This window comes from Pseudomonas sp. J380 (assembly GCF_009827115.1).
Taxonomy (GTDB): Bacteria; Pseudomonadota; Gammaproteobacteria; order Pseudomonadales; family Pseudomonadaceae; genus Aquipseudomonas; species Aquipseudomonas paracarnis.
Map to the genome: position 1 here is coordinate 827,239 of NZ_CP043060.1, position 24,223 is coordinate 851,461.

Sequence of the window (24,223 nt, forward strand, 5' to 3'; positions counted from 1 at the left end):
GCAGCGTAGCAAATTATGGCTAATGAAGTCCTGGTCGGATTAAAGATTGGTGCCATTGTATCGGGCAGCCTGAGTGCCGCGTTTGGTTCGGCCAGGTCGACGGTGCAGCAGCTTGGTCGCGCAACCGATAGCTTGACCACCAAGCAGAAATTGATGGGGACAGATCTGGCTGCGTCCATTGCCCGAGGCGGTAGTGGTGTCGAGCGCTTGCGCCGCCAGTACGACCAAGTCGGACGCACCATCGAACAGCTCAAGACCAAACAGGAAAGCCTCAATACCAGTATTGCCCGTGGCGAGACGCTAAAGAGCAAGCGTGCTGATCTGCGCGGGCAAGCGATGGAGACCATCGGCACTGGAGTCGCTATTGGCGCTCCGATAGTTCAGTCCGTGCGCACAGCTATCGAATTTCAAGATCAGACCCGTGATATCGCCATTACGGGTGGCTTCGATGAGGCCGAGGAAAAGCGCCTCAGTGATGTGATGCGCGCGTCCGCATTGAAGTGGAATCAAACCCAAACCGAAGTAGCGAATGGCACTGGAGTCTTGGTTGCAGGTGGTATTTCCAATGCAAAAGAGCTAGCTGCGTATGCGCCAGTGCTAGCTAAAACAGCAACAGCGACGCGGGCTAGCATGGACGATCTCGGTAAAGTTGCTCTGGCCCTAAATGATAACTTGGGTATCGGTGCGGCAGGCTTAGAGCGCTCCATGAATATGCTGGCCTATGCGGGAAAAGAAGGCCGCTTTGAACTGAAAGATATGGCCAAGTGGCTACCGCAACTCACCCCTCAGTTTGCTGCATTGGGTGTGACTGGCGAAAAAGCAGTAGCTGAGATTGGTGCGTCTTTGCAAGTTGCCATGAAAGGGGCTGGCAGTACGGACGAAGCCGCTAACAACTTCAAAAACTTTCTCACGAAAATCACCGCACCTGACACATTGAAATCTTTCAGCGACGCTGGCATTGATCTTAAAGAGTCGATCAAAAATCTAGTCAGTACTGGGCTGACTCCTACCCAGGCCATGCTGGAAACCATCACCAATTACATGGGGACGAAGAGTCCTAAAGCAGCATCTGAGTTTCAAAAAGCGATAGCCCTTACTGACGATACGGAGCGTGAAACAGCCCTAAATCGCCTCAACGAAGCGTATAAACTGGGAGAGCTATTCAGGGATATGCAGGTGCTGTCCTATCTTCGGCCAGCGCTCGCGAATCAGGCTGAACAGGCGCGTGTTCAGAAGGGAAGCATGGGCGCAGCGGATAAGGATGTCACTGGCCAGGATTGGGCCAAGCGCATGGGCAGTCCCAAGGAGCAATTGAAACTCCTGGGTGTAAACTTGTCTGACATCGGCATTTCAATTGGCAGTGCTCTTATACCTGCATTGGTGGACGTGACTCAGGCACTTGTACCTGTCATGGCTTCGTTCTCCGCCTGGGCAAGCGAAAATCCCGGAATCATCAAGGGGGTTGTTGGTCTGGTCGGCGGTTTGCTGGCGGGCAAACTCGCCTTTATTGGTCTTGCCTATGGTGCCAACCTGGTGATGTCGCCATTCGTGGCCATGTCCACCACCATCACTACAGTGTCGTCCAAGTGGACCCTGCTGCGTGGCATGTGGCAGATGGGTAAGTTCGCGCCCCTTGTCACCGGCCTGACTCGCATTGGAGGTGGTCTACTCACGGTGGCCAAGTACAGCGGCTTGTTCTTGCGCGGCGTGACCATGGCCCTCGGCGCACCTCTGATGATGGCGGCACGCGGTGGTTTGTTCCTGGGCAAGATTCTTGGCGGCACCTTACTGTACGGGCTGCAACTTGCTGGACAGGCTGTGCTTTGGCTCGGCAGGGCCTTGCTGATGAACCCCATCGGCTTGTTGATTACCGGCACTGCCCTGAGCGCGTATCTGATCTACCGCTATTGGGAGCCGATCAAGGGCTTCTTCAGTGGCTTATGGACAGAGGTCAAGGCGGGCTTCAATGGCGGGCTTTCAGGTATCACCGGTTTGATCCTGGACTTCTCCCCACTTGGCCTGTTCTACCGTGCATTCGCGGGTGTGATGAGCTACTTCGGGATTGAGCTACCCGGTAAGTTCAGCGAGTTCGGCGGATTGATCTTGGGCAAGCTGGCGGACGGCATTACCAACACCGCTATCTGGGGCCAGATTAGGGCGGGTTTTAGTGGTGGGATCTCAGGGATCGGCGAACTGATCCTCAACTTCTCCCCGCTCGGCCTGTTTTACCAGGCCTTTGCTGGAGTGATGAGCTACTTTGGGGTTGAGTTGCCAGGCAAGTTCAGCGAGTTCGGCGGGATGCTGGTGACGGGATTGATCAGCGGCATTAGCAACATGGCCGGTTCGCTCAAGGACAGCGTCGTTGGTATCGGCACATCCATCAAAGGTTGGTTTACAGGCGAAGTGCAAATTCGCTCACCCAGCCGTGTCTTTATGGGTTACGGCGCCAACATCAGCGAAGGGGCGGCCCTAGGCATCACTTCCCAATCCGACCTGGTGCGCAAGGCTGCACTAGGCATGGCAGCCCAATCGAAGGTCGACCTGGCTCCGGCCACTCATGCAGCGCCCAATCCGTCTGACGTGTCCAGGGCGAGCATGATGGGCGGTATGTCAGGGACCGGGCAGATCGGCACATCGAGTGCGCAGGCCGTACCTATTTTCCAATATTCTCCACAGATCAATGTGACCAGTGGCCCGGACGTGCGTGAGCAGCTCACTCAAGCGTTGCGAGCAGGCTATGCAGACTTTGAGAAAAATATGGATCGTTACCTGCGCGATAGGCGCCGCCGTAGCTACGGCCCGTCTGCTGAAGGATTTGCCTGATGTTCGCGATCCTGGGAGACATTGAGTTCACTGTCGCTGGCGGTATCACTGGCCTGGAGCAACGTGGTTCTGCCGACTGGGCAGAACATGCGCGCATCCAGGGCAAGCCACTGCTGGAGTGGATTGGCGAGGGCCTGGAAACCTGCAACCTGACGATGGAGCTTCACCCGATGCTGGGCGACCCCGAGGAGCGCCTGCGTGCGCTGCGGCAAGCCAAGAGCAAGCACGAGCCATTGGCGTTTGTTATGGGTAGCGGTGAATACCTGGGCGCGTATGTCATCACCGATATCAGCAACACGCTACGTAGAGCAACAGCTGTGGGGCAGATCGCTGCAGCTACGGTCCGGGTCAGTCTGAAGGAGTACACCGGAGCCTTTAATCGCAAGGTTATCCGGCAGGGGCTGCTCGATCCCGCTTTGAGTGGTACCTCAGCAGCTGGCATGGGTTCACCGGGGCTGATATCCAAGATGACGCCTCCAGCCAGCCCGACTCAGTTGGCGATTGGTCACGCAAAAACAGTTGGGAACGTATTGCGAGCGGCCAAAAACACGTACGACTCGGTAAAAAGTGGCAGTCCGTCGATGATCCTTGGCCAGGTACCGCAGCTATTGAGCATCACCGCACGCGCTATCGAGCCGCTACAGGGTTTCAAGCTCGCCGCTGAGCTGCTCGATGACGGAGCTGATCTGTCACGTCTAAGCGACAACGTGATGGGGAACGTAATGGGCTCCCGATCCAGCCTTGACCCGGTGGATCTAGGCAATGTCGTTGACCGTTTCGCCAGCTCACGTGAGTCGCTCGACCAGGCGGCAACCACCTTGAATAGTGCCGGTACTCGTCTGGCAGGGCTTGCGGCACAAGTCTTGACCCGGAGGGCCTGATGTTTATCACCCATATCACGACCGAGGGCGAGCGCTGGGATCAGTTGGCCTGGCGCTACTACGGTGACGCTCACCGCTATTTGCCAATCGTGGAAGCCAACGCCCACGTGCCCATCACCGCCGCACTGCCTGCTGGATTGACGCTGGCTATCCCGATGCTGGAACCCGTGACCTCGACAGAGGATCTTCCACCATGGATGCGTTGATTCCCGACCTGGTACCTGAAGCGCGCTTTGTGCTGACCTACCAGCAACGCAACATCACCCGCGATATCAGCAAGTACCTGTTGTCATTGAGCTACACAGACTTCTTGACTGGGCAGGCGGACAGCCTGGACATCGAACTGGAGGATACCGAGGGCAAGTGGCGCGACGCCTGGTACCCAGGGCATGGCGACACCTTGAAACTCTCTATCGGCTGGGAAGGCAAGCCCTTGCGAGTGGTGGGCAGCTTTGAGATTGATGAGGTAGAGCTGAACTGCCCACCCTCGACGATCAGCATTCGCGCCCTCGGTGCTGGGATTCAAACAGCCCTTAGGACTACCGAACACAAAGCTTACGAGAATACGACCCTGGATGCGGTGGCCAAGCAGATCGCGACACGCCAGGGACTTGAACTGATTGGGCGCATTGAGCCAATCAAACTCGACCGCCTGACTCAGCAGGAGTCGGATCTGACGTTTCTGCGCAACCTGGCGGGTGAGTATGACTACGCTTTCAAAGTAACCGGTAAGCGCATGGTGTTTCACGCCATCAGCTCCCTTGCCAAGGGCGTGCCTGTGGCGAACATCCTGTTGACCGATTTAAGCGGCGTGCGACTGCGTGACCAGATTACTATCGTGCCCAAGGCCATCGAGGTGAAACACAAAGACCCGGCTAAAAAGCAGTTGATCGCCTATACCATGGTCAACGGCGAAACCGTTGCGGTGCCCAGCAGTTCCAGCAAAGCCACCACCAGTGCGGACACCAAAAAGCAACGTAAGCGCAGCGCCTCGGCAGAGGTCGCCAAGGCAAAAGCCAAGGCAGACCTGGCTAAGTCAAACCGGGAGCGCACTACAGGTAGCTGGACCAGCATGGGGCGTCCTGATCTGTTCAGCGGCAATATCATCACCCTGGCTGCAGCTGGAAAACTGGGCGGCAACTACATGATCACCGCCTCGCGTCACCGTGCGAGCCGTTCCGGCTACACCGTAGACCAAGAGGTCTGCCGCATCAGCGCTCCATCTATCAATCTAACCATGACCAACGCCGAGCCCGACTTGGCGTTGTCGACCTATGGCATCCAACACGAGGTAGTGGCCTGATGGGAGTTAAGCTTGAATACGGTGAAATCAGCGCCGTGGACTACCCGAGCTGTCGCGTTCGGGTTCGCCTGGATGACCGTGACGGCGTTGTGAGCTATTGGCTCAACGTCCCTCAGATCAACACCCAGGGCACGAAGCGCCGACCATTGATGCCTGAGTTGGGCGAGCAAGGCGCAGTTATTCTCGATGCTGACGGCGTTGGTGGCGTGTACCTGGGTGGCATCTACTCAACAGCGGAGCCGCCGCCCGTTGTCGATGAAGACACCGACTATGTGCGTTTCAGAGATGGCACCTCCATCGCCTACGACTGCGAAGCAAGTGAAATGCAACTGGAGTGTGTTGGAGCTATCACGCTCAAGTGCGCAAGAAACCTGACTGTTGAATCCGGCGAACCCGTCTTGGTCAAGGCGCCTTCAGCGACGCTAGATATCCCGGACGTTGCCGTGAATGGCAACTTGAAGGTCAACGGCAACCTGGACGTGGGAGGCAACGTCGCCGCCGCTGGAACCATCATGGATGTCGGCGGCAACTCAAACCACCACACCCATTGATAATGCCTTCATCCTGCGGCGCTGGCCTTTGAGTTGGTAGAGTTTCTTTAAACTCGATTAAAAGCCAGCAGCGCTCTGCATATCCATGATGGGCGCATGACGACGCCCATTCCCTACATCAATATTACCGCCGCCCACTGGCAGCCCGCCCTCGGCACTTCCGGTGAAGTGGTCGAAGGCCTGCGCGACATTGACCAGGCTATCCGCATCATCCTGACCACACCAAAGGGCAGCGATGCCCACCGGCCAGAATTCGGCAGCGACCTGCATCTTTATATCGACTGGCCCACTAACCGGGTCACCCCGCACCTGGTGCGCGAATCGGTTGACGCCATTCGTCGCTGGGAAACCCGCGTTTCCGTTGTCCAGGTGCAAGTCAGTATCGACGACGAACACGTCATTGTGCGCGTGCAATGGCGTGTAGCCGATGGCGTCCCTCAACTGACCGAGGTGCCGTATGCGCGAGCTGCCTAAGCCTGAATTTGTCAAGATCGATCCTGCGGCCACAGAGGCCGAGATTATTGCCAGCTACGAGAAAGAGTCCGGCAAGTCGTTGTACCCTGCGCAGATCGAGCGCTTATTCCTCAACCAGGTGGCTTATTCAGAAACACGGATTAAGGCTGCAATCCAGAACGCTGGTGAGAAGCTCCTGGTGCGATACAGCAGCGGCCCAATCCTTGACTACCTGGGCGACATGGTTGGTACGCCACGCTTGTTATCCGTTGGTGCGGTTTGCACCGTCCAGTTCAATGTCGTCGGTGGGCAACCGCAAGACCGTTTGATCCCGGCGAATTCCCGCGTAACCACTCAAAATGGCGCCGTGGCGTTTCTTACCCGTCAGGATGCGGTCTTGAAGGCGGGAGCGCTTACTGTGCAGGTGCGGGCTGTCTGCGAGACCCCCGGTGTTATCGGCAACGGTTGGGCTATCGGTCAAATCAATACATTGGTCGGTGAGGGGTTTACCGGGTTATCGGCCAGTAATATCACCGTACCTGTCGACGGCGCAGAAGACGAGGTCGATCCTCATTATATAGAACGGATCATTCTTGCCCCCGAGGCTTACACCACAGCAGGCAGTGAGGGCGCCTACCGGTATCACGCGCTATCGGTCCACCAGTCCATCATTGATGTGGCCGTGCGCGGTCCCGAGGACGGATTGCCAGATGGCGAGGTGGCTATTCATCCGCTCACTGAAACGGGTATGCCTACGGCGAACCTCCTGGAGCAGATCGAGCGTTACCTGACCGGCCAAAAACTACGCCCTCTGTGTGACACAGTGCGAGCGCAGATGCCGGAACATATCGACTGGCGTATCAAGTCGCACATCACGCTGTACGCCTGGGCCGAAAGAGAGCCCACTCTGGCCGCAGTGCGTAATGCCGCCCAGGACTATGCCCAGGAGCTGCGCGCCAAGCTGGGTCTCGACATCGTACCCGAGCAGCTCAACGCGCGCCTGCAGGTCTCGGGCGTGTACCGCTCAGTCCTGGAGCTACCGGCTGTTCCCCTGACACTAGGGCGACACAGCTGGGCTGATTGCTCTGAGATCGACATCCTCTATGCGGGGGTGTCTGATGGCTGAGTTGACCCTGCCGCCAGCGCTGGCGGGTGACGAACGCTTTGCACGCCTGTGCAAGTTGCTTGAAGAACGGCATGCCGGCATTGATTTGACGCCGATGCTGGTCTATCTCCTCGACCTGGTGAAAGCGCCTCTGCTGCCCGTGCTGGCCGATCAGTTCAGCCTGCTCGATGAGGCCGCTTGGTTGTTGGCCGAGTCCGAAGACGCCCGCAGGAACCTACTCAAAAACGCAGTAGAGCTGCACCGATACAAGGGCACGCCCTGGGCGATCCGGGAAATTATCCGCCTGCTGGGCTTTGGCGAGGTCCAGCTGCAGGAGGGCCTCGGCGGTCGCACCTATGACGGCAGCATCAACTTCAACGGGCTTTACGTCTACGGCGCGCCCCGCGCCTGGGCAGCGTATCGCGTGATCTTCGCCGAGCCCATTACCAACGATCAGGCGGATCTAATCCGCCGCATGTTGTCCACCATCGCACCTAAAAGGTGCCGCCTTGCCTCGCTTGAGTATCAAGCCGTGGCCATTCGCTACAACGGCGCCGCTCGTTATGACGGGCTGTATAACCATGGGAGCAGTATTTGATGGCCACCTTGCCTGAAACAGAAGACTACGCAGATGGGACTTACCAAATTGAAACTTCGGATAGGGTATTAGGTGGCCCTGGTGGCATAGCGAACAAACAAGCTGAGCAGTTGGGCAATCGAACTGCGTGGCTGAAAGCCGCTATCGCAAAGATTGTTAACGGTAAAACCGCCGTTGGTTTGGCTACTCAGCTGGCAACAGCTCGCTTGTTGAAGTTCAAGGGCGCGGCCAGTGGCAGCGGTAACTTCGACGGGAGTGCGGATACGGAGATAACGTTAACGCTCGCTGATTCAGGCGTTTCGGCGGGAAGCTACACAAAAGTCACATTAAACGCGAAGGGCGTGGCTACCGCAGGTGAAAATCCCCGGACCTTAGAGGGTTACGGGATCAGCGACGCTATCGCTATCGGTGATTACGGGCTCGGCGGGAAAGTATCTCCACAAGGGCCTATTGACTCCAAAAATCTGCTCGGCGGCTTTTACTCGTTTAAGGAGGGATATACCACTTTTGCCAACTACGTAGGTTTGGTCAACATTCCGTATGGGGAAGCGGGTTTCGCTGGGCAGTTAGGCTTTGAGCTAGGCGGTGCAGAGCCTGTAGTTTATATCAGGAGCGTGAGCAACTCAGGAGAGTGGACGCCCACCCGGAAACTTTGGCATACAGGTAGCTTCGACCCCTCAACCAAGGCACCACTTGCGAGCCCTGTCTTTACTGGAACGCCAGAGGTGCCGAACGTGGCCGCTGGAGACAATTCGAAGCGTGTCGCGAACACTGCGTTCGTTCGGGCAGCTGTTTCTGCATTGGTGGGTTCTTCGCCCGATGCGCTTGACACCTTAAACGAGTTGGCCGCCGCGCTAGGAAACGATCCTAACTTCGCGTCCACAGTGACGAAAGCGCTGGCCGGTAAGGCTAACAAAGGCGTGAGCCTTGCGGATTACGGAATACTGGATGGGGTCAAAATTGGTCGCTTTGGTATCGGTGGCACGTCCACTGATGTAGCGCCCATCGAGACAATTGGTTTGCCCGGTGGTTTTTACGCGATGGATGGATCGCCAACAGCTTTCTTACAGTATTCATCCATCTTAAACCTTCCCTATTCCGACAAGTCGTGCGCTGGCCAGATTGCTGTAGGCCAGGGCCGTGATGATGTGATTATCTGTGTTCGCGGCGTGACGAACTCCGGTAAGTGGACGCCGAAACGGACCCTATGGCACGACGGAAATTTAGATGCAAATGCTCTTCTGCCGGTTGGGACTTCTATCGCTTTCGCGGGCGCCAGAGCGCCTGCTGGATTTCTGAAAGAAAATGGTGCTGCAGTTTCCAGAACCGTATACGCCAATCTCTTTGCAGTAATTGGTACGACCTACGGTGCGGGAGACGGGAGTACCACGTTCAACCTGCCCGAAAGTCGAGCAGAGTTCTTTCGGGGGCTTGATGACGGTCGCGGTGTTGATGTCGGTCGTAGTCTTGGAACTTATCAGGCCCCAATGCTTGAGGCTCACGATCACGCGCTGACCAGCGACGGCACTGGAGCCGCTGGAGCTGCTGGAGGGAATACGACAGCAGACTTTAAAGTTGACGGTAGCGTGAGCGTGGGGTCCACGGGTCGGACTGGTGGGGCCGAAACGCGCCCTCGAAACGTTGCACGACTGATGTGTATCAAATACTGAGGTGAACCATGACAGATTCCAATCCTCCGCGGATCTACTTAGCCCATCCGGTTACGGGGGAGTACATAGGTGAAGCATTTGCAGACCCCAACCCGCTTGACCCGGATAACTGGCTCATACCAGCCGGGGCCTTTGTCGAAGCGCCGCCGCCAAACAAAATAGGCTTTGCAGTAATCAATACTCCCGACAGCGATCGCACCTGGTCGTTGGTTCAGGACTGTCGAGGCATTGTCTATAGCAAAGTCGATGGGAAGGCTCGCCAGTGGCAAGAGCTTGGTCCGCTTCCGGATGATCTGACAGCTGAGGTCTGTCCTGGTCCGTTTTACGTATGGCGGAAAGATCGCTGGCAGTTAGACCAAGATGCTGAGCTGGAGGCGCTTTCCAGTCAGGCCCTAGCTGAGCGCGACCGATTGTTGGCGGCTGCAGCCACGCGAATAGCACCATTGCAAGATGCAGTGGATCTGGGCGACGCGTCGCCGGAAGAAGAGATAGAAATAGAGGAATGGAAGCGCTATCGCATAGGCTTGAACAGAATTCAGCGGCAGCCTGACTTTCCGAAAATTATTGATTGGCCAGCTTCACCCGCCAATCGCAATCAGCAATAAAAGAGGGCTGCCAGCTCAGATGTAGACGCATCTAAGCTGACCGCCAACCAGCAGAACTACCCTGCAAGCCAGCCAAGGCCCTCCCGCTCACGTGAGCGTTGGGAAGCCTACCAGAAGTGCAAAAGGTTTGCAGATGATGCAAGAGGTACGTTGTGGCCACTGTGGCCGAAAGCTAGCCGCCGTATGTGGTTTTACGGAATTACAGATCAAGTGCCCGCGCTGCCGGACGCTTAACCATTTGAAGGCCGAGAGCCTCCTGACATCGCCAGCGAGCGCCCCAAGCCTTCAGGAGGCATTATGTCCGCGCAACCGATCATCCCCTGGATAGGTGGCAAACGCCGTCTCGCCGACCGTATCTTCGCACTGTTTCCGGCTCACAGTTGTTATGTGGAGCCTTTCGCCGGAGGCGCCGCGCTGTTCTTTTTAAGACCGGTACCGGCAGAGGTCGAGGTGCTTAATGATGTCAACGGTGACTTGATCAACCTCTACCGGGTGGTGCAAAACCACTTGGAAGAGTTTGTCAGGCAATTCAAGTGGGCTTTGTCGAGCCGCCAGGTGTTTAAGTGGTTGCAGATGACGAGGCCGGAGACCCTTACCGATATCCAGCGGGCAGCCAGATTCTATTACCTGCAGCAGTCCGCGTTCGGTGGCCGTGTCGAGGGTCAGACCTACGGTACTGCGACTACGACACCACCTGGACTGAACCTGCTTCGCCTGGAGGAAGCGTTATCCGCCGCGCACCTGCGTCTGAGCAGCACCTATATAGAACACCTGGGCTGGCAAGAGGTGATGAAGAAGTACGACCGTGAACACACGCTGTTTTACTGTGACCCGCCGTATTGGCAGACGGAAGGCTACGGCGTTCCGTTTGGGCTGGAACAGTACGAAGCGATGGCCACAGTTTTAAGAGAAATTAAGGGCAAGGCTATCGTTAGCCTGAATGACCACCCTGACATCCGTAGGGTATTTGCTGAGTTCCACATAGAAACCACTGACATCAAATACACCGTTGGGGGCGGTAAAGGGAGTGATGCAAAGGAGGTGTTGATCTTCAGTTGGGACATTCAGGCCGAACCTGCCGGTCTGTTTTGATATTCTGTTGCGACAGCTGCAAAAAATTCTGAGGCCATTTATCTCAGATTAGAGCGCGAGTTTTTCGCGCTCGGCATCATGAAAGGGTCTGTCATGACGTCCACTCCCACCCCCCTGAACGCGCTGATCCAGTCGATTGGTTCGCGCACGCCGTCGCCCGGCGACTACGCCATGCCGATCCCCGGCCTGGGCTTTTATCGGCGTGAGCAACCCGCTGCGCCGGTGGTGTGCATGGTTGAGCCGTGCATCGTGCTGGTGGCCCAGGGCGAGAAGCAGTTGTGGGTCGGTGGCGAGGGCTATCCCTACGACACTTCCCGGTTCCTGGTGACGTCGCTGGACATTCCGGCCAATTCCGAGGTGCTGGCGGCCAGCCCTGAGCAACCGTGCCTGGGGCTGACGTTCAAGCTGGACCTGCGCATGCTCGCGGAGCTGATCGCCCAGGGTGGCTTGCCACCGGTGCGTGAGCGTGCGGTCATGAAGGGCGTGGGGATCGGCACGGTCACCGACGGCATGCTGGCCGCATTCGCGCGCCTGGTGGCGTTGCTGGATGAACCCGAGGCTATTCCGGTACTCGCGCCATTGATCCAGCGCGAGATTCATTACCGGCTATTGAAAAGCGACCAGGCCGGCCGACTGCGCCAGATCTGCTCGGTGGACGGACAGGGCTATCGAATTGCCAAGGCGATCGACTGGCTGAAGTTGAATTTCGACGCAGCCCTGCGTGTGGAAGAGCTGGCAGCGCGGGTGCAAATGAGCGCGGCGACCTTTCACCATCACTTCCGGCAACTGACCGCGATGAGCCCGCTGCAATACCAGAAATGGCTGCGTCTGAATGAAGCACGACGATTGATGTTGAACGAGCACCAGGATGTCTCCAGTGCCGCGTTCAAAGTCGGGTATGAGAGCCCGTCGCAATTCAGTCGTGAGTACAGCCGGCTGTTCGGGGTGCCGCCCAAGCGTGATATGGCAACACTGCGGGGCCGGGCGGGTGTCAGTGATCCGCCGGGGTCAGATTAGCGTAGAAGATGCAGCCAATCAGCCGTGCGAACAGGCTCAGGGTTTCCGGCAGGTTCGGGTCGTCGAACAGCATGGCCCGTGAGTCCAGCGCACACAGCGCCCCGAACAGGCGGCCATCGGGCAGGAAGATCGGCGCGCCGGCGTAGCTTTCGATGGCGTATTGCTTGACCACCGGGCGTGACGCGAAACGGCCGTTCTGGCTGATCTGGGGGATGAACAGGGTGTGTGGGTTGATGCAGAACTCACTGCACAGGGTGGTTTCAAGGTCGAGTACGTCGTCGACGTTGATGCCCATTTGCAGCGGGTCGTAGGCCGAACACACCACCCATTCCTGGTCGGTGAACTTGGCGATGCCGGCGAATCTCATCCCGGTCAGACGAGTGACCAGCTTGAGGATGTTGGTGGTTGCTTCAATTTCGGCAATGGCGGCGCGCTCGTCTGCGCTGAGTAACCTGTGTGCGGCGGTGACGCTTGAAACCATGCTGAACGCTCCAATGGCGTGGTCGCAGGCCGCGACCACGCACAGTCAGGTTATTAGTTGATGCGCGGGTGTTGCTGTACCAGGTTTTCCCGCTTGGTTTGCAGCGCGGCAATCTCGGCATCGATGTCTTCGATTTTCTGCTCGATATTGTCGTGATGCTCCTGCAGCAGCTCCTTGGCTTCTTCCATGTCGGAAGCCGCCGGGGCCGCGCCACGCAGGGGCTTGTTAGCGGTTTCCTTCATGGTCAGGCCCGTGATCAGTCCAACCACTGCAAACACCATCAGGTAATAGGCGGGCATGTACAGGTCGTTGGTGCTCTCCACCAGCCAGGCCACGGCGGTCGGCGTAACACCGGCGATCAGTACCGAGACGTTGAACGCACTGGCCAGGGCGCTGTAGCGCAGATGGGTGGGGAACATTGCTGGCAAGGTCGACGCCATCACGCCGATAAAGAAGTTCAGCACCACCGCCAGAATCAACAGGCCGCCGAAAATCAGGCCGGTCTTGCCACTGGTGATCAGCATGAAGGCCGGGATCGACAGGAACAGCAGGCCAATGCTGCCGGCGATGATGAAGGGCTTGCGGCCGATCTTGTCGCTGACAAAACCAATGAACGGCTGCACGAACAACATACCGACCATAATCGCGATGATGATCAGCACGCCGCTGTTTTCGGCATAGTGCAGGTTGTGGGACAGGTAGCTCGGCATGTAGGTGAGCAGCATGTAGTAGGTCACGTTGGTGGCCGCGACGATACCGATGCAGGTCAGCAGGCTACGCCAGTGCTTGGTGGCGATTTCCTTGAACGAGACTTTAGGGCCGTGGCTCAGGCCTTCGCGGTCACCCTGTTCGAGTTTGTCGACATGCTGTTGAAACGCCGGGGTCTCTTCCAGCGCGTGGCGCAGGTACAGGCCGATGATGCCCAGGGGCAGGGCGAGGAAGAACGGCAGGCGCCAGCCCCAGGCCTCGAATTCGGCTTCACCGAGCACGGTGGAGATCAACACCACCACACCCGCGCCGAGCACGAAACCGGCGATGGAGCCGAAGTCCAGCCAACTGCCAAGGAAGCCGCGCTTGCGGTCCGGGGCGTACTCAGCCACGAAAATCGACGCGCCGGTGTACTCGCCGCCCACCGAGAAACCCTGGGCCATTTTGCACAGCAGCAACAGGATCGGGGCCCAGATGCCAATGGAGGCATAGCCGGGGATCAAGCCGATGGCAAAGGTGCTCAAGGACATGATCACGATGGTGGCGGCCAGGACTTTTTGCCGCCCGTACTTATCGCCCAGTGCGCCGAAGAACAGGCCGCCCAGCGGGCGAATCAGGAAAGGTACGGAGAAGGTGGCCAGTGCTGCGATCATCTGCACGCTGGGGGAAGCGTCGGGGAAGAACACCTTGCCCAGCACATAGGCGACAAAGCCATAGACGCCAAAGTCGAACCATTCCATGGCATTGCCAAGTGCGGCGGCGGTGATCGCCTTGCGCATCTTGTTGTCGTCGACAATGGTGATGTCTTTCAATCCGATGGGTTTGACGCGTTTTTTACGTAGTTTCATGCGGGCCACTCAAAAGCTGAACAGGGGAGGTGCCATCGCTACGATGGCACCGCTCTGTCAGTTCAGATACAAGTGGACACGAAATAATTCACCGCTTTGTGTATTTTTTCTCGCATGGGTAAAAATGCCTGGTTCTGAAGGCCGATGCATAGCTACCGGCAAAACAGATCAAATGTGGGAGCTGGCTTGCCTGCGAAAGCGGTGGTTCAGTTAAAGATTCAGTGACTGGCACTCCGCTTTCGCGGGCAAGCCCGCTCCCACAAGGGGAGGCATTGTCAGTCAGGCAAAACAGGGAAGTCATTTAAATGCCAAGCAGTCATTCACGCCTTACCTACCGCCAACCACGACCCGCAGAAGTTCAGCGATTGTTCGCGATCTTCGGCGATCCACAGACCAACCTGTTCAATCCTGCCGGCCCGCTGCCCAACCTGAGGGCGGCACAACGGCTTTTGGATCACTGGCTGGAGCAATGGGCTTCCCAGGGCTACGGCTGGTGGGCGATTGCCCGCAAAGAGACCCCCGACCACATCATCGGGTTTGGCGGCATCGCGCCCCTTAATTACCTGACGCAGCGGCGCATCAACCTTGGCTATCGTCTGGCCGTGGAGGCCTGGGGGCAGGGGTATGCCACTGAGCTGGGTCGTGACGCCCTGGCGCTCGCGTTCGACACGCTATCGCTACCGGAAGTCTTCGGGTTAGTGCGGCCCGATCATGCTGCGTCGATCCGCGTATTGGAGAAGCTCGGCATGCAACGCTTTGGCCTGCTGGATGATGTCCCCGGTCAAGCGCCCAGCCTAGTGCTCAGGGTTTGTCGTCCTACAACTGCACAGCACTGACATTTTTCGAATTCACGTAATTCCTGGATAAGCGGCAATCTTTGCGATTGACACTGCGCGGGCGTCTCGCTATAAAACCCGCAGTTGTACGACGACATATGACGTTACATATGTCCTACCTAACAAAAATAAAAAGTGATGCCATGAATCTGAACGAGCCCATCAGTGCCCTTCGTGTCGGCCAGGCGGTCGGCAGCTATCGCTGGACGATCTGCGCGATGTTGTTTTTCGCGACCACGGTCAATTACCTCGACCGCCAGGTGCTCAGCCTCTTGGCACCGCAACTGTCAACGCAGTTTGGCTGGAGCAACACCGATTACGCCAACATCGCGGCGGTGTTCCAGTTTGTCTACGCCATTTCCATGCTGTTTGCCGGGCGCTTCGTCGACAGGATCGGCACCAAGGCCGCCTATGTGGTAGCCATTGGCATCTGGTCCACTGGCGCGATCATGCATGCGTTTTCGGTGCCGATGGGCGAGGGCATCGCGGCGGTCAGTGGTGCCATTGGCCTGGCGGTGATCCCGGTGTCCATTGCCGGTTTCATGCTCTCAAGGGCTGTGTTGGCGATTGGCGAAGCGGGTAACTTCCCGATCGCGATCAAGGCCACTGCCGAATATTTCCCCAAGAAAGAACGCTCCCTGGCCACCGGCATCTTCAATTCCGGCGCCAACGTCGGCGCGATTCTGGCGCCCATCTGTGTCCCCTTGATTGCTGGCATGTGGGGCTGGGAGGCGGCGTTTATGGTCATCGGTATGCTGGGTTTTGTCTGGGTTGCCGTGTGGGCCGCCGTGTATGAAAAACCGGAACAGCAAAAACGCCTGTCACCTGAGGAACTGGCCTACATCCGTAGCGACCAGACCGTACAACCATTTACCCCGGCACCGACGGGCACCGCAGGGAAGAAAGTCTCCTGGTTCAAACTATTGACCTACCGCCAGACCTGGGCGTTTGCCTTCGGCAAGTTCATGACCGACGGCGTGTGGTGGTTTTTCCTGTTCTGGTTGCCCACCTACCTGTCTGCCCAATACGGCATGAAAGGCGCCGATATCGTGATGCCGCTGGCGGTGCTGTACAGCATGACCATGGTCGGCAGTATTGGCGGCGGCTGGTTCCCCAGCTACTTCATGGCGCGCGGCGATGCCCCCTATGACGGGCGCATGAAAGCCATGCTGGTGATTGCGCTGTTCCCGCTGGTGGTGTTGCTGGCGCAGCCGTTGGGTTACCTCAGCTTCTGGGTGCCGGTGCTGCTGATCGGTGTGGGCGCTTCGGCACACCAGGCGTGGTCATGCAACATTTTCACCACCGTGTCCGATATGTTCCCGCAGAAAACCGTGGCCTCGGTGGTCGGCATTGGCGGCATGGCCGGTGGCCTGGGTGGCGTGCTCATGACCAAGATCGGTGGCTGGGTGTTCGACTATTACAAGTCCATCAACGACATCCATACCGGCTACATGATCATGTTTGCCATCTGCGCCCTGGCTTACCTGGTGGCCTGGAGCGTGATGAAGACGCTGGTGCCGCGCCACAAGGAAATCACTGATCTGTGACGCTAGCTAGAAAGGTCATCAAGGCAGCGACGATGACCTCGGGCGCGTCCTCTTGCACCAGATGCCCCGCACGCGGGACGCGCAGGTAGCGTGCACCTAATCTATCTGCGAGCGCGTCGCCTTGTGCCACGTTGATCCATTGGTCCTCCTCTCCCCAGAGCAATTGCACCGGGCAACGCAGCCCGGTGAGCCGGTCTTCAATCTGGTCGGTATAGCGCTGGTCCATTTGCGCAATCTGGCGATAGAAGGCGGGCTGGCCAATCTCACCTGTCCAGGGTGTGACGTAGGCGAGCAGCACCTCGGCAGGTAGCGGCGTGAAGGCGGCGCCCTGTAGATAGGCACGCACAATCGCCTCATGGATATAGGCCGGCGCGTCGCTGAAGGCCTGTTCATGGCGGCGCACATGCTGCACCAGCGGCGAACCCCAGGGCGCCATGGCGACGGGGTCGATCAAGGTCAGGCTGGCATAGTCGCAGCCATCGAGCAGATGCGCACGCAGCGCCGTGGCGCCGCCAAAATCATGGGCCAGCACATGAGGACGTTCCAGGCCCCAATGGTGTAGCAGGGCGGCGAGCAACAGGTTTTGCACGCCCAGGGACACGTCCTGGCCCGGCGCCTGTTCAGACTGGCCATAGCCAAGCAGGTCGTAATAGAACACGCGGTACTGCTGGGCGAACAAGGGCGCGATACGCCGCCACACATGGGAAGAGAACGGCGTGCCATGCACCATCACCAGCGCCGGCCCTTGGGTACCCAGCTGGCCCCAGCGCACGGTTTGATTGTGGAAGTCAAAGGTGTGGGGCAGTACCAGTGCGTCGTTTGAATGGGTCATGGTTGAGTCTCCCCTAAGGTCTGATGGGTTGTGGCGGGTTTTGCCTGAGCCAGAAGGATACGAACCGCCATGACCACGCCGACGAGCACGGCAGCCAGGCCCACGGCTTCCATTGGCGTCGGCCAGCGCCGGTGAAAGCCTAGACCGAGCAGGCTGGCGAAGAGTGATTCCAGGGCAATCAATTGGCCACTCAGTACCATGGGCAGGCGCTGCGTTGCCGCGTTCCAGGCCCAGGCGCCGACCACCGTGGACATCACGGCGATGCCCAGGCTCCAGGCATACAGCGGCCATGCCTGGTTCCAGCCCGCGCCAAGGGTCGGCAACCGGAACAAGCCGAGCGTGTATAGCCACGGCAGCAGGCACAGCGCCGCGCCGCCTGCGCCTACCAGCATCAAGGCGGTCCACAGGCCGGTTGCGCGGGCAGGCAGGCGCGCCAGTTGCTGTTGATTGATGACGCTGAAGCCCAGCCACAAGGCCACTGCGCCCAGGGAGAAGCACAAAGCCGCCAGCCAGGAACCGGTGCCGGAGGCGGGCAGTTGGAGGCTGCTGACCGTGGCCAGCAACAGCCCCATGGTGAGGCAGGACAACGGCATCACCAACTGGCGCCATTGCAGGGTCTTGTGACTGGCGTTGCCTATCAACGCCAGTAGCACCGGGACCATGCCGACAAACGCTGGCGTCAGCACCGGGCCGCCGAACTTCACGCCGGCAGCAATGCACGCGCCATAACCGAGGCAACCCAGTGCGCCCAGTGCTGCCGCCAGTACGCACTGGCCGGTGCTGAGTACACTCAATTGCGCCCTGCACACCATGATCCAGACGAGACCCAGCCCACCGGCCATCAGAAACCGTACGGCCATCAAGTCGTAGAGGCTGTAGACGCCGGTGACGTAGGGCGCAATGAAGTTCAGCGCCCAGCCAAGGGTGGCGACAACGGCAAATATCACACCGGTAAAGAGTGAGGTGCGGGCGCTGGTCATCAGGCTGATCCATGAAGTGAGAGATTCATGGTGCCCAGCGCGGCGGGTGTGCTACAAACGAGTTTTCAGCCTTGGATGCATAACCACAGATTATGAATGCACTTGGCAAAACCTTACCGCCTCTGGCCAGCCTCCTGCCGTTTGAAGCGGCGGCGCGCCTGGAGAGTTTCTCCAAGGCGGCCGATGAATTGCACATCACCCAGGCAGCGGTCAGTCGGCAGATCCGCGGGCTGGAGGACAACCTGGGGGTCAAGCTGTTTTGTCGGCGCAACCGTGGGGTGTTCCTGACGCAAGAAGGGCGTGAGCTGGGGCGGGTGGTCAGCCTGGCCTTGCACAGCATCAGTGAGGGCGCGGTCAGCCTGAGAACATCGCCCCAGCGAAATCGCGTGGTACTGCTATGCCAGCTATGCGAGGCGTTCTATTGGTTGATGCCGCGCCTGGCGACCTTCCACCAGCAATACCCGCAGATCGAGATCCAGGTGGTGACCTGCACGCGGCCGATCACCCAGTTCGACGGGCATTTCGATGTGGCCCTGCAAAGTACCCGGCGCGCCAGTGGCAGCCATACGCTGATGTTCACCGCCTCCGACGAGGTGTTCCCGGTGTGCAGCCCCAGCTACCTCTGCCCGGAACAACCGTTATCACTGGCTGAATTAAAGCCCTGCACATTTCTGCACCACAGCTCCGAGCCTCCGCATTTGATGGAGTGGGATGAGTGGCTGCAGATGTTCGGCCACACGCTGGCCAGGGATGCACGCAGTGCCACCTTCGACAGTTACCCGCTGATGTTGCAAGCCGCCGTGGAAGGGCACGGTATCGCCATGGGTTGGCGTCGTACCGCAAGCCGGCTGATTGAGAGTGGGGCGCTGGTGCGGCCCTGCGCAGAAAGCGTGTTTTTGCCCGAGGCTATTTCGGTTTACAGGCAGCAAGGGGCGGGCAGTCGGGAGGAGGTCACGGCGTTGTTGGCCTGGCTTGACGCACAATTGCAAAGTGACGGCTGACAGGGGCGTCGCTGCCCCTGTCATCTGCGGTTATTGGTTACGCGTGACGCGCCAAATCGTATTGGCCAGGTCGTCGGCAATGATCAGCGCGCCTTTGGGGTCCACCGTCACCCCCACTGGACGCCCACGGGTCTTGCCATCGTCGCCGCGGAAGCCGGTGGCAAAGTCGATGGGCTCGCCCGCCGGTTTGCCGTTGCTGAACGGTACGAAGATCACCTTGTAGCCCACTGGGTTGTCACGGTTCCAACTGCCGTGCTCGCCGACAAACGCGCCGTCAGCGAATTTTTCACCCATGGCAGGGATGGAGAAATCCACGCCCAGCGCGGCCACATGGGAGCCCAGGCTGTAATCGGGTTTGATCGCCGCAGCCACCTTGGCCGGGTTTTGCGGTTGTGCGCGAGGGTCGACGTTCTGGCCCCAGTAGCTGTAGGGCCAGCCGTAGAAGGCACCTTCACGCACCGACGTCAGGTAGTCTGGCACCAGGTCGGGGCCGAGTTCATCGCGCTCGTTGACCACGGTCCACAGTTGCCCTGAGCCCGGTTGGATGGTCAGCGCCGTCGGATTGCGCAGGCCCGTAGCGTAGGGCTTATGCGCGCCGGTGGCGGCATCGATCTGCCAGACCATTGCGCGGTCGATCTCCACTTCCATGCCGCGTTCGGTGATGTTGCTGTTGGAACCGATGCCCACGTACAGCTGACGCCCGTCGTCACTGACGGCCAATGACTTGGTCCAGTGATGGTTGATCTGCGCCGGCAGGTCGGTGACTTTGACGGGCGGGGCGCTGGCCTTGGTTTGGCCGTCGGCGTAGTCAAAGCGCACCAGTGCGTCCTGGTTGGCCACATACAGTTTGCCGTCGGCGAATGCCAGCCCGTAGGGAGCGTTGAGGTTGTCGGCGAATACCGTCTTGAGTTCATAGGTGCCGTCACCGTCGGCGTCACGCAGCAGCGTAATGCGGTTGCCGCCCTTGACCTTGGTGTTGCCCTGGGCCTTGATCACACTGGCGATCACGTCCTTGGGCTTGAGCTTGGCCGCACTGCCGCCACGGCCTTCGGCCACCAGGATATCGCCGTTGGGCAGCACCAGGGTCTGGCGCGGGATCGCAAGGTCGGTGGCGATGGCGGTGACGCTGTAGCCTTCGGGTACCTTGGGCTTTTGATCGCCCCACGGCGTGGGCTCGGCAATCTTCATGCTCGGCAACAGGCTGCTTTGTTGTTCGGGCAGCTTGGGGTCAGGGCCGCGCGCCTGGGTCTTGTCACCTTCGCCGCCACAGGCACTCAGCAACAGGGCGGCGCTGAGCAGGGTCAGTGTGTTGAGTGGTTTCATCGGGCAGCTCCTGAGCGCAGGTTGGTCAAGCCGATCCAGGTGGCGACAATCGCCAGCACGGTGACGATCGCCGACAGCACCAGGCCAGCAGGCATCATGGCGTAGGCATCCTTGGCATGTTGAAAGGCGTTCACCAGCCCCAGCACCCAAGTGCCCAGCAACAGCAGGAAGTACGCCACCGGGCGCCCGCCCTTGTGTTCGGCGCGCACCAGGTTGACCAGTGCAAACAGCAGGGCAAAACCACAGAACACCAGCGCCCCGGCGATCAGCCAGGAAGCAAAGTTGGCCCATTGGATCTGGTAGGTCTGGCCGTAGGCGATATCACTGAGCAAGGCCCCGAGAAACAACGGCACGGTGCCGGCAAGCAAAGTGCCATGCAACGGCCCAGGCCTGACGACGGGGTAAGTGGAGAGGGTAGTCATGTTGGTGGCGGCTCCTTATCGTTCTGCACCCTGGGCTCAGGGCGCGCTGACTTCGCATAGGAAAGGAGCATGGCACTTGTAAGAAAGTTCACTGGGATGGCGTGTCGAGGTGTTTCTCGAACCATGCCCAATAGGGCGTATTTTTGACCTGGCGGCGGTTGTAATCCGGGCTGCCATCGCCCCACCACACAGGGCCACGCTCGCCCAATGCCACCTTGGCACGCTGCACCCGTTGCCGGGCGGCGTTCAAGGCTTCGGGGTCGGCGCTGCCCTTGGCTGACTTGACCGCCCGGCGTGCATCCATCAATTCATTGACCCAGTATTGGCGCGTCGCTTCATCCAGCGCCGGATTGCTACAGCGCCACAGCTGCCCCTTGACCACAAAATAGCGACCGTCCGGGGTGCTAAGCATGGTGCCAGCGCAGCACTCGCAGCACACCCCATAGCATCGAAATCACAATCGCCATCCAACCGGCAAACAGACTGAAGAGTGTCATTGCAAGGTTCATCACCACCTCCAATTGCGTTGTCGTCTCCTGATAGGTGACCTCGCTCGGGAACGAGGATTCAACTGGATGTGTTTACGATAATGCCTGTATGACTCATCCTGTTGGGCTCCTCCAAGGAATCGTTTTATGCCAACCCTGCACCTGTTATGCGGCAAGATCGCCTCCGGCAAGTCCACACTCGCCAAGACCCTTGCCACCGAGCACGCAGCCATTGTGCTCAGCGAAGACCAGTGGCTGGCCAGTCTCTACCCTGGTCAGATCCAGAGCATTGCCGACTACCTGCGCTGTGCCCAGCAGGTTCGTGGAGTACTTGAGCCGCTGGTGATCGATCTGTTGGCGTGCGGCGTCAATGTGGTGCTGGATTTTCCGGCCAATACCCTCGCCAATCGTCAATGGTTACTCGGCCTGGCCCAGGCAGCCAAGGTACCGCACTGCCTGCATTACCTGGAGCTGGACGATGCCACCTGTCGTGCGCGCCTGCATGCGCGTAATGCCCGAGGTGAACATGATTTTGCCGCCACCGATGCCGAGTTTGACCTGATCACTCGCCATTTCAGTGTGCCGAGTGAAGAGGAAGGGTTGGTGATTGAGGTGCATCGCCCGTGACTACCCAAAAACCTGCTGGCATCGATGGCGACGGCTATATCCTCACCGTCGCTGATGGACCTATACAACCGGAGTTCCAGCCCCTGCTGGCGGACGTTTGCGCTACCTTGTCCCGGCCTGAGCTGGGGCTGCACGGGATCTACCTGTATGGCAGCATCGCACGGGGCGAAGGTGAGACCGGCATTTCTGATCTTGACCTTTCCCTGATACTGGTCGAACCACCGGATGCGCCTGTGCTTGAACAATTGGAGTCGGCCCGACTCGCTTTGGAGCAACGGCATCCCCATGTCACCAAGATCGACTTTGATATCGGTCACCGCGCCCAGGTGTTGGCGCCTGAAAACCTAAACAGTTGGGGCTTCTGGCTCAAACATCATTGCCGCTGTCTCTGGGGCGAAGACCTGTCACTGCACGTCGAACCGTTTCGCCCGTCCCGTGCCATCGCCCTGGCGGTCAATGGTGATTTTGAACAGGTGCTTACGGCGTACCTGTTGCGCATCGAACAGGCCAGCACTGAACACACACGGCTTGGCCTGCAGCGGGAAGCATCGCGGGCCTTGATCCGCGCTACCCACACCCTGCGAGCGGTAGATGCACAAAACTGGCCGCAAACCCTGGAAGACTACGTCGGGCTGTTCGTCCAGCATTACCCGACCATGCGCGTGCAAATCGCCTACTTCCTATTTGAAGCACGCAACCCGAGCGCCGAGGGCGAGGCATTTACGACACGCCTACGGGCGTTTCTAAGCTGGATGGTTTCGGCCCTCATAGAAAGGAATCAATCAGATGCGTGAACGCAAAGCCGCACGATTACTGGTCATCAACCCTGCACAGCAAGTGTTGCTGTTTCGCTTCGTGCATAAAGACGGCGCCCTGGCCGGCCAGGATTACTGGGCCACGCCCGGCGGTGGCGTGGAGTCAGGGGAGAGCTTCCACAGCGCTGCGATTCGTGAGTTGCGCGAAGAGACTGGTATCACCGTCAGCAGCGTTGGGGAATCCGTGGCAGAGCGTAGTTTCCCGTTGATTTTACCCAGCGGTGAAACCGTGTTGGCAGTAGAGCGGTACTTCGTTGTGCATGCATCCAGCGACGCGCTTTCCAGGGCCGAATGGACAGTAGAGGAGACCCAGGTGATGGCGGATCATCATTGGTGGTCGGCAGAGGCGCTGCTCGCGACGAGCGATACGGTATGGCCGCAGGCGTTGCCGCAAATGCTGGAGGATGCCGGGGTGTTTTAGCCGTTTTCCATGAACGATGGGGGCAGGCGAATCGGGGCGACATTTAGGTAAGCGGCGGCTTTAGGGCTGTCACGGGAGCAAGCTCCCTCGCCACAGGTGCAGCATTGCATCAAAAAGCGCATCGCGGGTTACATGGATCTAATATTTCCCCGGTATTGAACACCCTTGCATAGTCCATCGCCAAGTTACTGAGCGACAACGCATGCACATCCTCTGCGGCCCACAGCCGTCCCGACAAGTCGGTTTGATCGAAGGTAAAACACGCATCCGCCGCCACGATCACGTCGAACCCCAGGTTGCCGCCCGAGCGTGCGGTGGATTCCACTGAATTGTTGGTGATGACCCCGACGATCACCAACTGCTGGATCGAGCGCAGGTGCAGCCAGCGCTCCAGGCCCGTGGCGCTGAATGCATCCGGTACGTTTTTTTCCACCACATGCTCATGGGCCAGAGGGTGCAGCGCATCCTGGAACTCACAGCCGGGCTGGCCTGGCCGGAACACCGAAGCGCCAGAGCGGGAGATATGCCGCACATGAATGATCGGGCGTTGCGCCTGGCGCCAGGCATTGAGCAATTGCTGTATGTGCTGCTCAGCGTCTGGGTTGTTGCGGCGGCCAAGGGTGGGATCGGCCATGCCTTTTTGCATATCGATGATCAACAGTGCGGCGTTCGGCGCTATCGGTTCCATGGCCTGTCCTGGCAGTGGTGAGCATTATCTAACTGGAGCAACGCGCTCCCACAGGGCGGACGTTAGCACTGATCAGCAGCCCATACGCAAAACCCTGAGACTTCCCGG

At 58.8% G+C, this 24,223-nt stretch carries 27 protein-coding genes; 19 read left to right on the plus strand and 8 right to left on the minus strand.

The genetic code is table 11. The annotated features are described in order from the left end of the window. The first annotated feature begins 15 nt into the window (after nucleotides 1-15). The 13 genes from FXO12_RS03880 to FXO12_RS03940 all read left to right on the plus strand — a co-directional run bounded on the left by FXO12_RS03880 (nucleotide 16) and on the right by FXO12_RS03940 (nucleotide 12,098). Complete coding sequence (locus FXO12_RS03880; RefSeq protein ID WP_160049559.1) at nucleotides 16-2,823, plus strand: phage tail tape measure protein; 2,808 nt, start codon at nucleotides 16-18, stop codon at nucleotides 2,821-2,823. After that, on the plus strand, nucleotides 2,823-3,704 hold the full coding sequence (locus tag FXO12_RS03885; RefSeq protein WP_160049560.1) for a phage tail protein: 882 nt from the start codon (nucleotides 2,823-2,825) through the stop codon (nucleotides 3,702-3,704). Before FXO12_RS03880 ends, FXO12_RS03885 begins: the two co-directional genes overlap by 1 nt. Then, entirely contained in the window at nucleotides 3,704-3,910 is a 207-nt protein-coding gene (locus tag FXO12_RS03890) for a tail protein X (RefSeq protein ID WP_160049561.1), read from the plus strand. Before FXO12_RS03885 ends, FXO12_RS03890 begins: the two co-directional genes overlap by 1 nt. Then, nucleotides 3,898-5,007, plus strand: coding sequence for a phage late control D family protein (locus FXO12_RS03895; RefSeq protein WP_160049562.1), 1,110 nt, complete (start codon nucleotides 3,898-3,900; stop codon nucleotides 5,005-5,007). Before FXO12_RS03890 ends, FXO12_RS03895 begins: the two co-directional genes overlap by 13 nt. Further along, nucleotides 5,007-5,558 (plus strand): phage baseplate assembly protein V, encoded by a 552-nt coding sequence (locus FXO12_RS03900; protein WP_160049563.1) that lies wholly within the window; start codon nucleotides 5,007-5,009, stop codon nucleotides 5,556-5,558. The genes FXO12_RS03895 and FXO12_RS03900 overlap by 1 nt, the downstream gene beginning before the upstream one ends. A 96-nt stretch (nucleotides 5,559-5,654) precedes the next feature. Further along, complete coding sequence (locus FXO12_RS03905) at nucleotides 5,655-6,032, plus strand: GPW/gp25 family protein (RefSeq protein WP_160049564.1); 378 nt, start codon at nucleotides 5,655-5,657, stop codon at nucleotides 6,030-6,032. Beyond that, on the plus strand, nucleotides 6,016-7,137 hold the full coding sequence (locus FXO12_RS03910) for a baseplate J/gp47 family protein (protein WP_160049565.1): 1,122 nt from the start codon (nucleotides 6,016-6,018) through the stop codon (nucleotides 7,135-7,137). Before FXO12_RS03905 ends, FXO12_RS03910 begins: the two co-directional genes overlap by 17 nt. Then, the gene (locus tag FXO12_RS03915; protein WP_160049566.1) at nucleotides 7,130-7,714 is read left to right on the plus strand and encodes a phage tail protein; all 585 of its coding nucleotides are present in this window, start codon (nucleotides 7,130-7,132) and stop codon (nucleotides 7,712-7,714) included. The genes FXO12_RS03910 and FXO12_RS03915 overlap by 8 nt, the downstream gene beginning before the upstream one ends. Next, nucleotides 7,714-9,384, plus strand: a complete 1,671-nt coding sequence (locus FXO12_RS28885; protein WP_160049567.1) for a phage tail protein — start codon at nucleotides 7,714-7,716, stop codon at nucleotides 9,382-9,384. Before FXO12_RS03915 ends, FXO12_RS28885 begins: the two co-directional genes overlap by 1 nt. Nucleotides 9,385-9,392: 8 nt before the next feature. Then, nucleotides 9,393-9,989, plus strand: a complete 597-nt coding sequence (locus tag FXO12_RS03925; RefSeq protein WP_060765910.1) for a tail fiber assembly protein — start codon at nucleotides 9,393-9,395, stop codon at nucleotides 9,987-9,989. 136 nt (nucleotides 9,990-10,125) lie between these two features. Continuing rightward, nucleotides 10,126-10,317 carry a Com family DNA-binding transcriptional regulator gene (locus FXO12_RS03930; RefSeq protein ID WP_082631497.1) on the plus strand — a complete coding sequence of 64 codons (192 nt, stop codon included), beginning with the start codon at nucleotides 10,126-10,128 and terminating at the stop codon, nucleotides 10,315-10,317. Further along, a complete protein-coding gene (locus FXO12_RS03935) occupies nucleotides 10,287-11,081 on the plus strand; it encodes a DNA adenine methylase (protein WP_160049568.1) in 795 nt (264 codons plus the stop codon). Before FXO12_RS03930 ends, FXO12_RS03935 begins: the two co-directional genes overlap by 31 nt. A gap of 93 nt (nucleotides 11,082-11,174) precedes the next feature. Then, entirely contained in the window at nucleotides 11,175-12,098 is a 924-nt protein-coding gene (locus FXO12_RS03940; RefSeq protein WP_057975769.1) for an AraC family transcriptional regulator, read from the plus strand. Here FXO12_RS03940 and FXO12_RS03945 read toward each other — a convergent pair. After that, nucleotides 12,073-12,579, minus strand: a complete 507-nt coding sequence (locus FXO12_RS03945) for a GAF domain-containing protein (RefSeq protein ID WP_020302594.1) — start codon at nucleotides 12,577-12,579, stop codon at nucleotides 12,073-12,075. The genes FXO12_RS03940 and FXO12_RS03945 overlap by 26 nt on opposite strands. A 53-nt stretch (nucleotides 12,580-12,632) precedes the next feature. Continuing rightward, nucleotides 12,633-14,135, minus strand: a complete 1,503-nt coding sequence (gene proP / locus FXO12_RS03950; protein ID WP_014718644.1) for a glycine betaine/L-proline transporter ProP — start codon at nucleotides 14,133-14,135, stop codon at nucleotides 12,633-12,635. A gap of 305 nt (nucleotides 14,136-14,440) precedes the next feature. Between proP and FXO12_RS03955 the strand changes: the two genes are divergently transcribed. Together FXO12_RS03955 and FXO12_RS03960 are read left to right on the plus strand one after the other, a co-directional pair. Then, nucleotides 14,441-14,971 (plus strand): GNAT family N-acetyltransferase, encoded by a 531-nt coding sequence (locus FXO12_RS03955; protein WP_057975770.1) that lies wholly within the window; start codon nucleotides 14,441-14,443, stop codon nucleotides 14,969-14,971. 143 nt (nucleotides 14,972-15,114) lie between these two features. Then, nucleotides 15,115-16,518 (plus strand): MFS transporter, encoded by a 1,404-nt coding sequence (locus tag FXO12_RS03960; RefSeq protein ID WP_054897349.1) that lies wholly within the window; start codon nucleotides 15,115-15,117, stop codon nucleotides 16,516-16,518. Here FXO12_RS03960 and FXO12_RS03965 read toward each other — a convergent pair. Beyond that, entirely contained in the window at nucleotides 16,505-17,350 is an 846-nt protein-coding gene (locus tag FXO12_RS03965; protein WP_057975771.1) for an alpha/beta fold hydrolase, read from the minus strand. The two genes, FXO12_RS03960 and FXO12_RS03965, sit on opposite strands and share 14 nt — an antisense overlap. Continuing rightward, nucleotides 17,347-18,330, minus strand: coding sequence for a DMT family transporter (locus FXO12_RS03970; protein ID WP_057975772.1), 984 nt, complete (start codon nucleotides 18,328-18,330; stop codon nucleotides 17,347-17,349). The genes FXO12_RS03965 and FXO12_RS03970 overlap by 4 nt, the downstream gene beginning before the upstream one ends. 92 nt (nucleotides 18,331-18,422) lie before the next feature. Here FXO12_RS03970 and FXO12_RS03975 point away from each other — a divergent pair, with 92 nt between their 5' ends. Beyond that, entirely contained in the window at nucleotides 18,423-19,331 is a 909-nt protein-coding gene (locus FXO12_RS03975; RefSeq protein ID WP_054921370.1) for a LysR substrate-binding domain-containing protein, read from the plus strand. Between the two features lie 30 nt (nucleotides 19,332-19,361). Here the strand turns inward: FXO12_RS03975 and FXO12_RS03980 are convergent, their stop codons facing one another. The 3 genes from FXO12_RS03980 to FXO12_RS03990 form a co-directional block, all read right to left on the minus strand. After that, the gene (locus tag FXO12_RS03980) at nucleotides 19,362-20,654 is read right to left on the minus strand and encodes a sorbosone dehydrogenase family protein (RefSeq protein ID WP_014718638.1); all 1,293 of its coding nucleotides are present in this window, start codon (nucleotides 20,652-20,654) and stop codon (nucleotides 19,362-19,364) included. Further along, the gene (locus FXO12_RS03985; RefSeq protein WP_054921373.1) at nucleotides 20,651-21,076 is read right to left on the minus strand and encodes a DUF2231 domain-containing protein; all 426 of its coding nucleotides are present in this window, start codon (nucleotides 21,074-21,076) and stop codon (nucleotides 20,651-20,653) included. The genes FXO12_RS03980 and FXO12_RS03985 overlap by 4 nt, the downstream gene beginning before the upstream one ends. An 88-nt stretch (nucleotides 21,077-21,164) precedes the next feature. Beyond that, a complete protein-coding gene (locus tag FXO12_RS03990; RefSeq protein WP_057975773.1) occupies nucleotides 21,165-21,488 on the minus strand; it encodes a hypothetical protein in 324 nt (107 codons plus the stop codon). 223 nt (nucleotides 21,489-21,711) lie between these two features. Here FXO12_RS03990 and FXO12_RS03995 point away from each other — a divergent pair, with 223 nt between their 5' ends. From FXO12_RS03995 to FXO12_RS04005, 3 genes are read left to right on the plus strand one after another with little or no spacing between them, the layout of a single operon-like run. Next, nucleotides 21,712-22,191 (plus strand): ATP-binding protein, encoded by a 480-nt coding sequence (locus FXO12_RS03995; RefSeq protein WP_034127588.1) that lies wholly within the window; start codon nucleotides 21,712-21,714, stop codon nucleotides 22,189-22,191. Continuing rightward, complete coding sequence (locus tag FXO12_RS04000; protein WP_057975774.1) at nucleotides 22,188-22,985, plus strand: nucleotidyltransferase domain-containing protein; 798 nt, start codon at nucleotides 22,188-22,190, stop codon at nucleotides 22,983-22,985. Before FXO12_RS03995 ends, FXO12_RS04000 begins: the two co-directional genes overlap by 4 nt. After that, the gene (locus FXO12_RS04005) at nucleotides 22,978-23,427 is read left to right on the plus strand and encodes an NUDIX hydrolase (RefSeq protein WP_057975775.1); all 450 of its coding nucleotides are present in this window, start codon (nucleotides 22,978-22,980) and stop codon (nucleotides 23,425-23,427) included. Before FXO12_RS04000 ends, FXO12_RS04005 begins: the two co-directional genes overlap by 8 nt. A gap of 109 nt (nucleotides 23,428-23,536) precedes the next feature. Here FXO12_RS04005 and FXO12_RS04010 read toward each other — a convergent pair whose 3' ends face one another. Beyond that, nucleotides 23,537-24,115 (minus strand): cysteine hydrolase family protein, encoded by a 579-nt coding sequence (locus FXO12_RS04010; RefSeq protein ID WP_057975776.1) that lies wholly within the window; start codon nucleotides 24,113-24,115, stop codon nucleotides 23,537-23,539. Nucleotides 24,116-24,223: the final 108 nt, after the last annotated feature.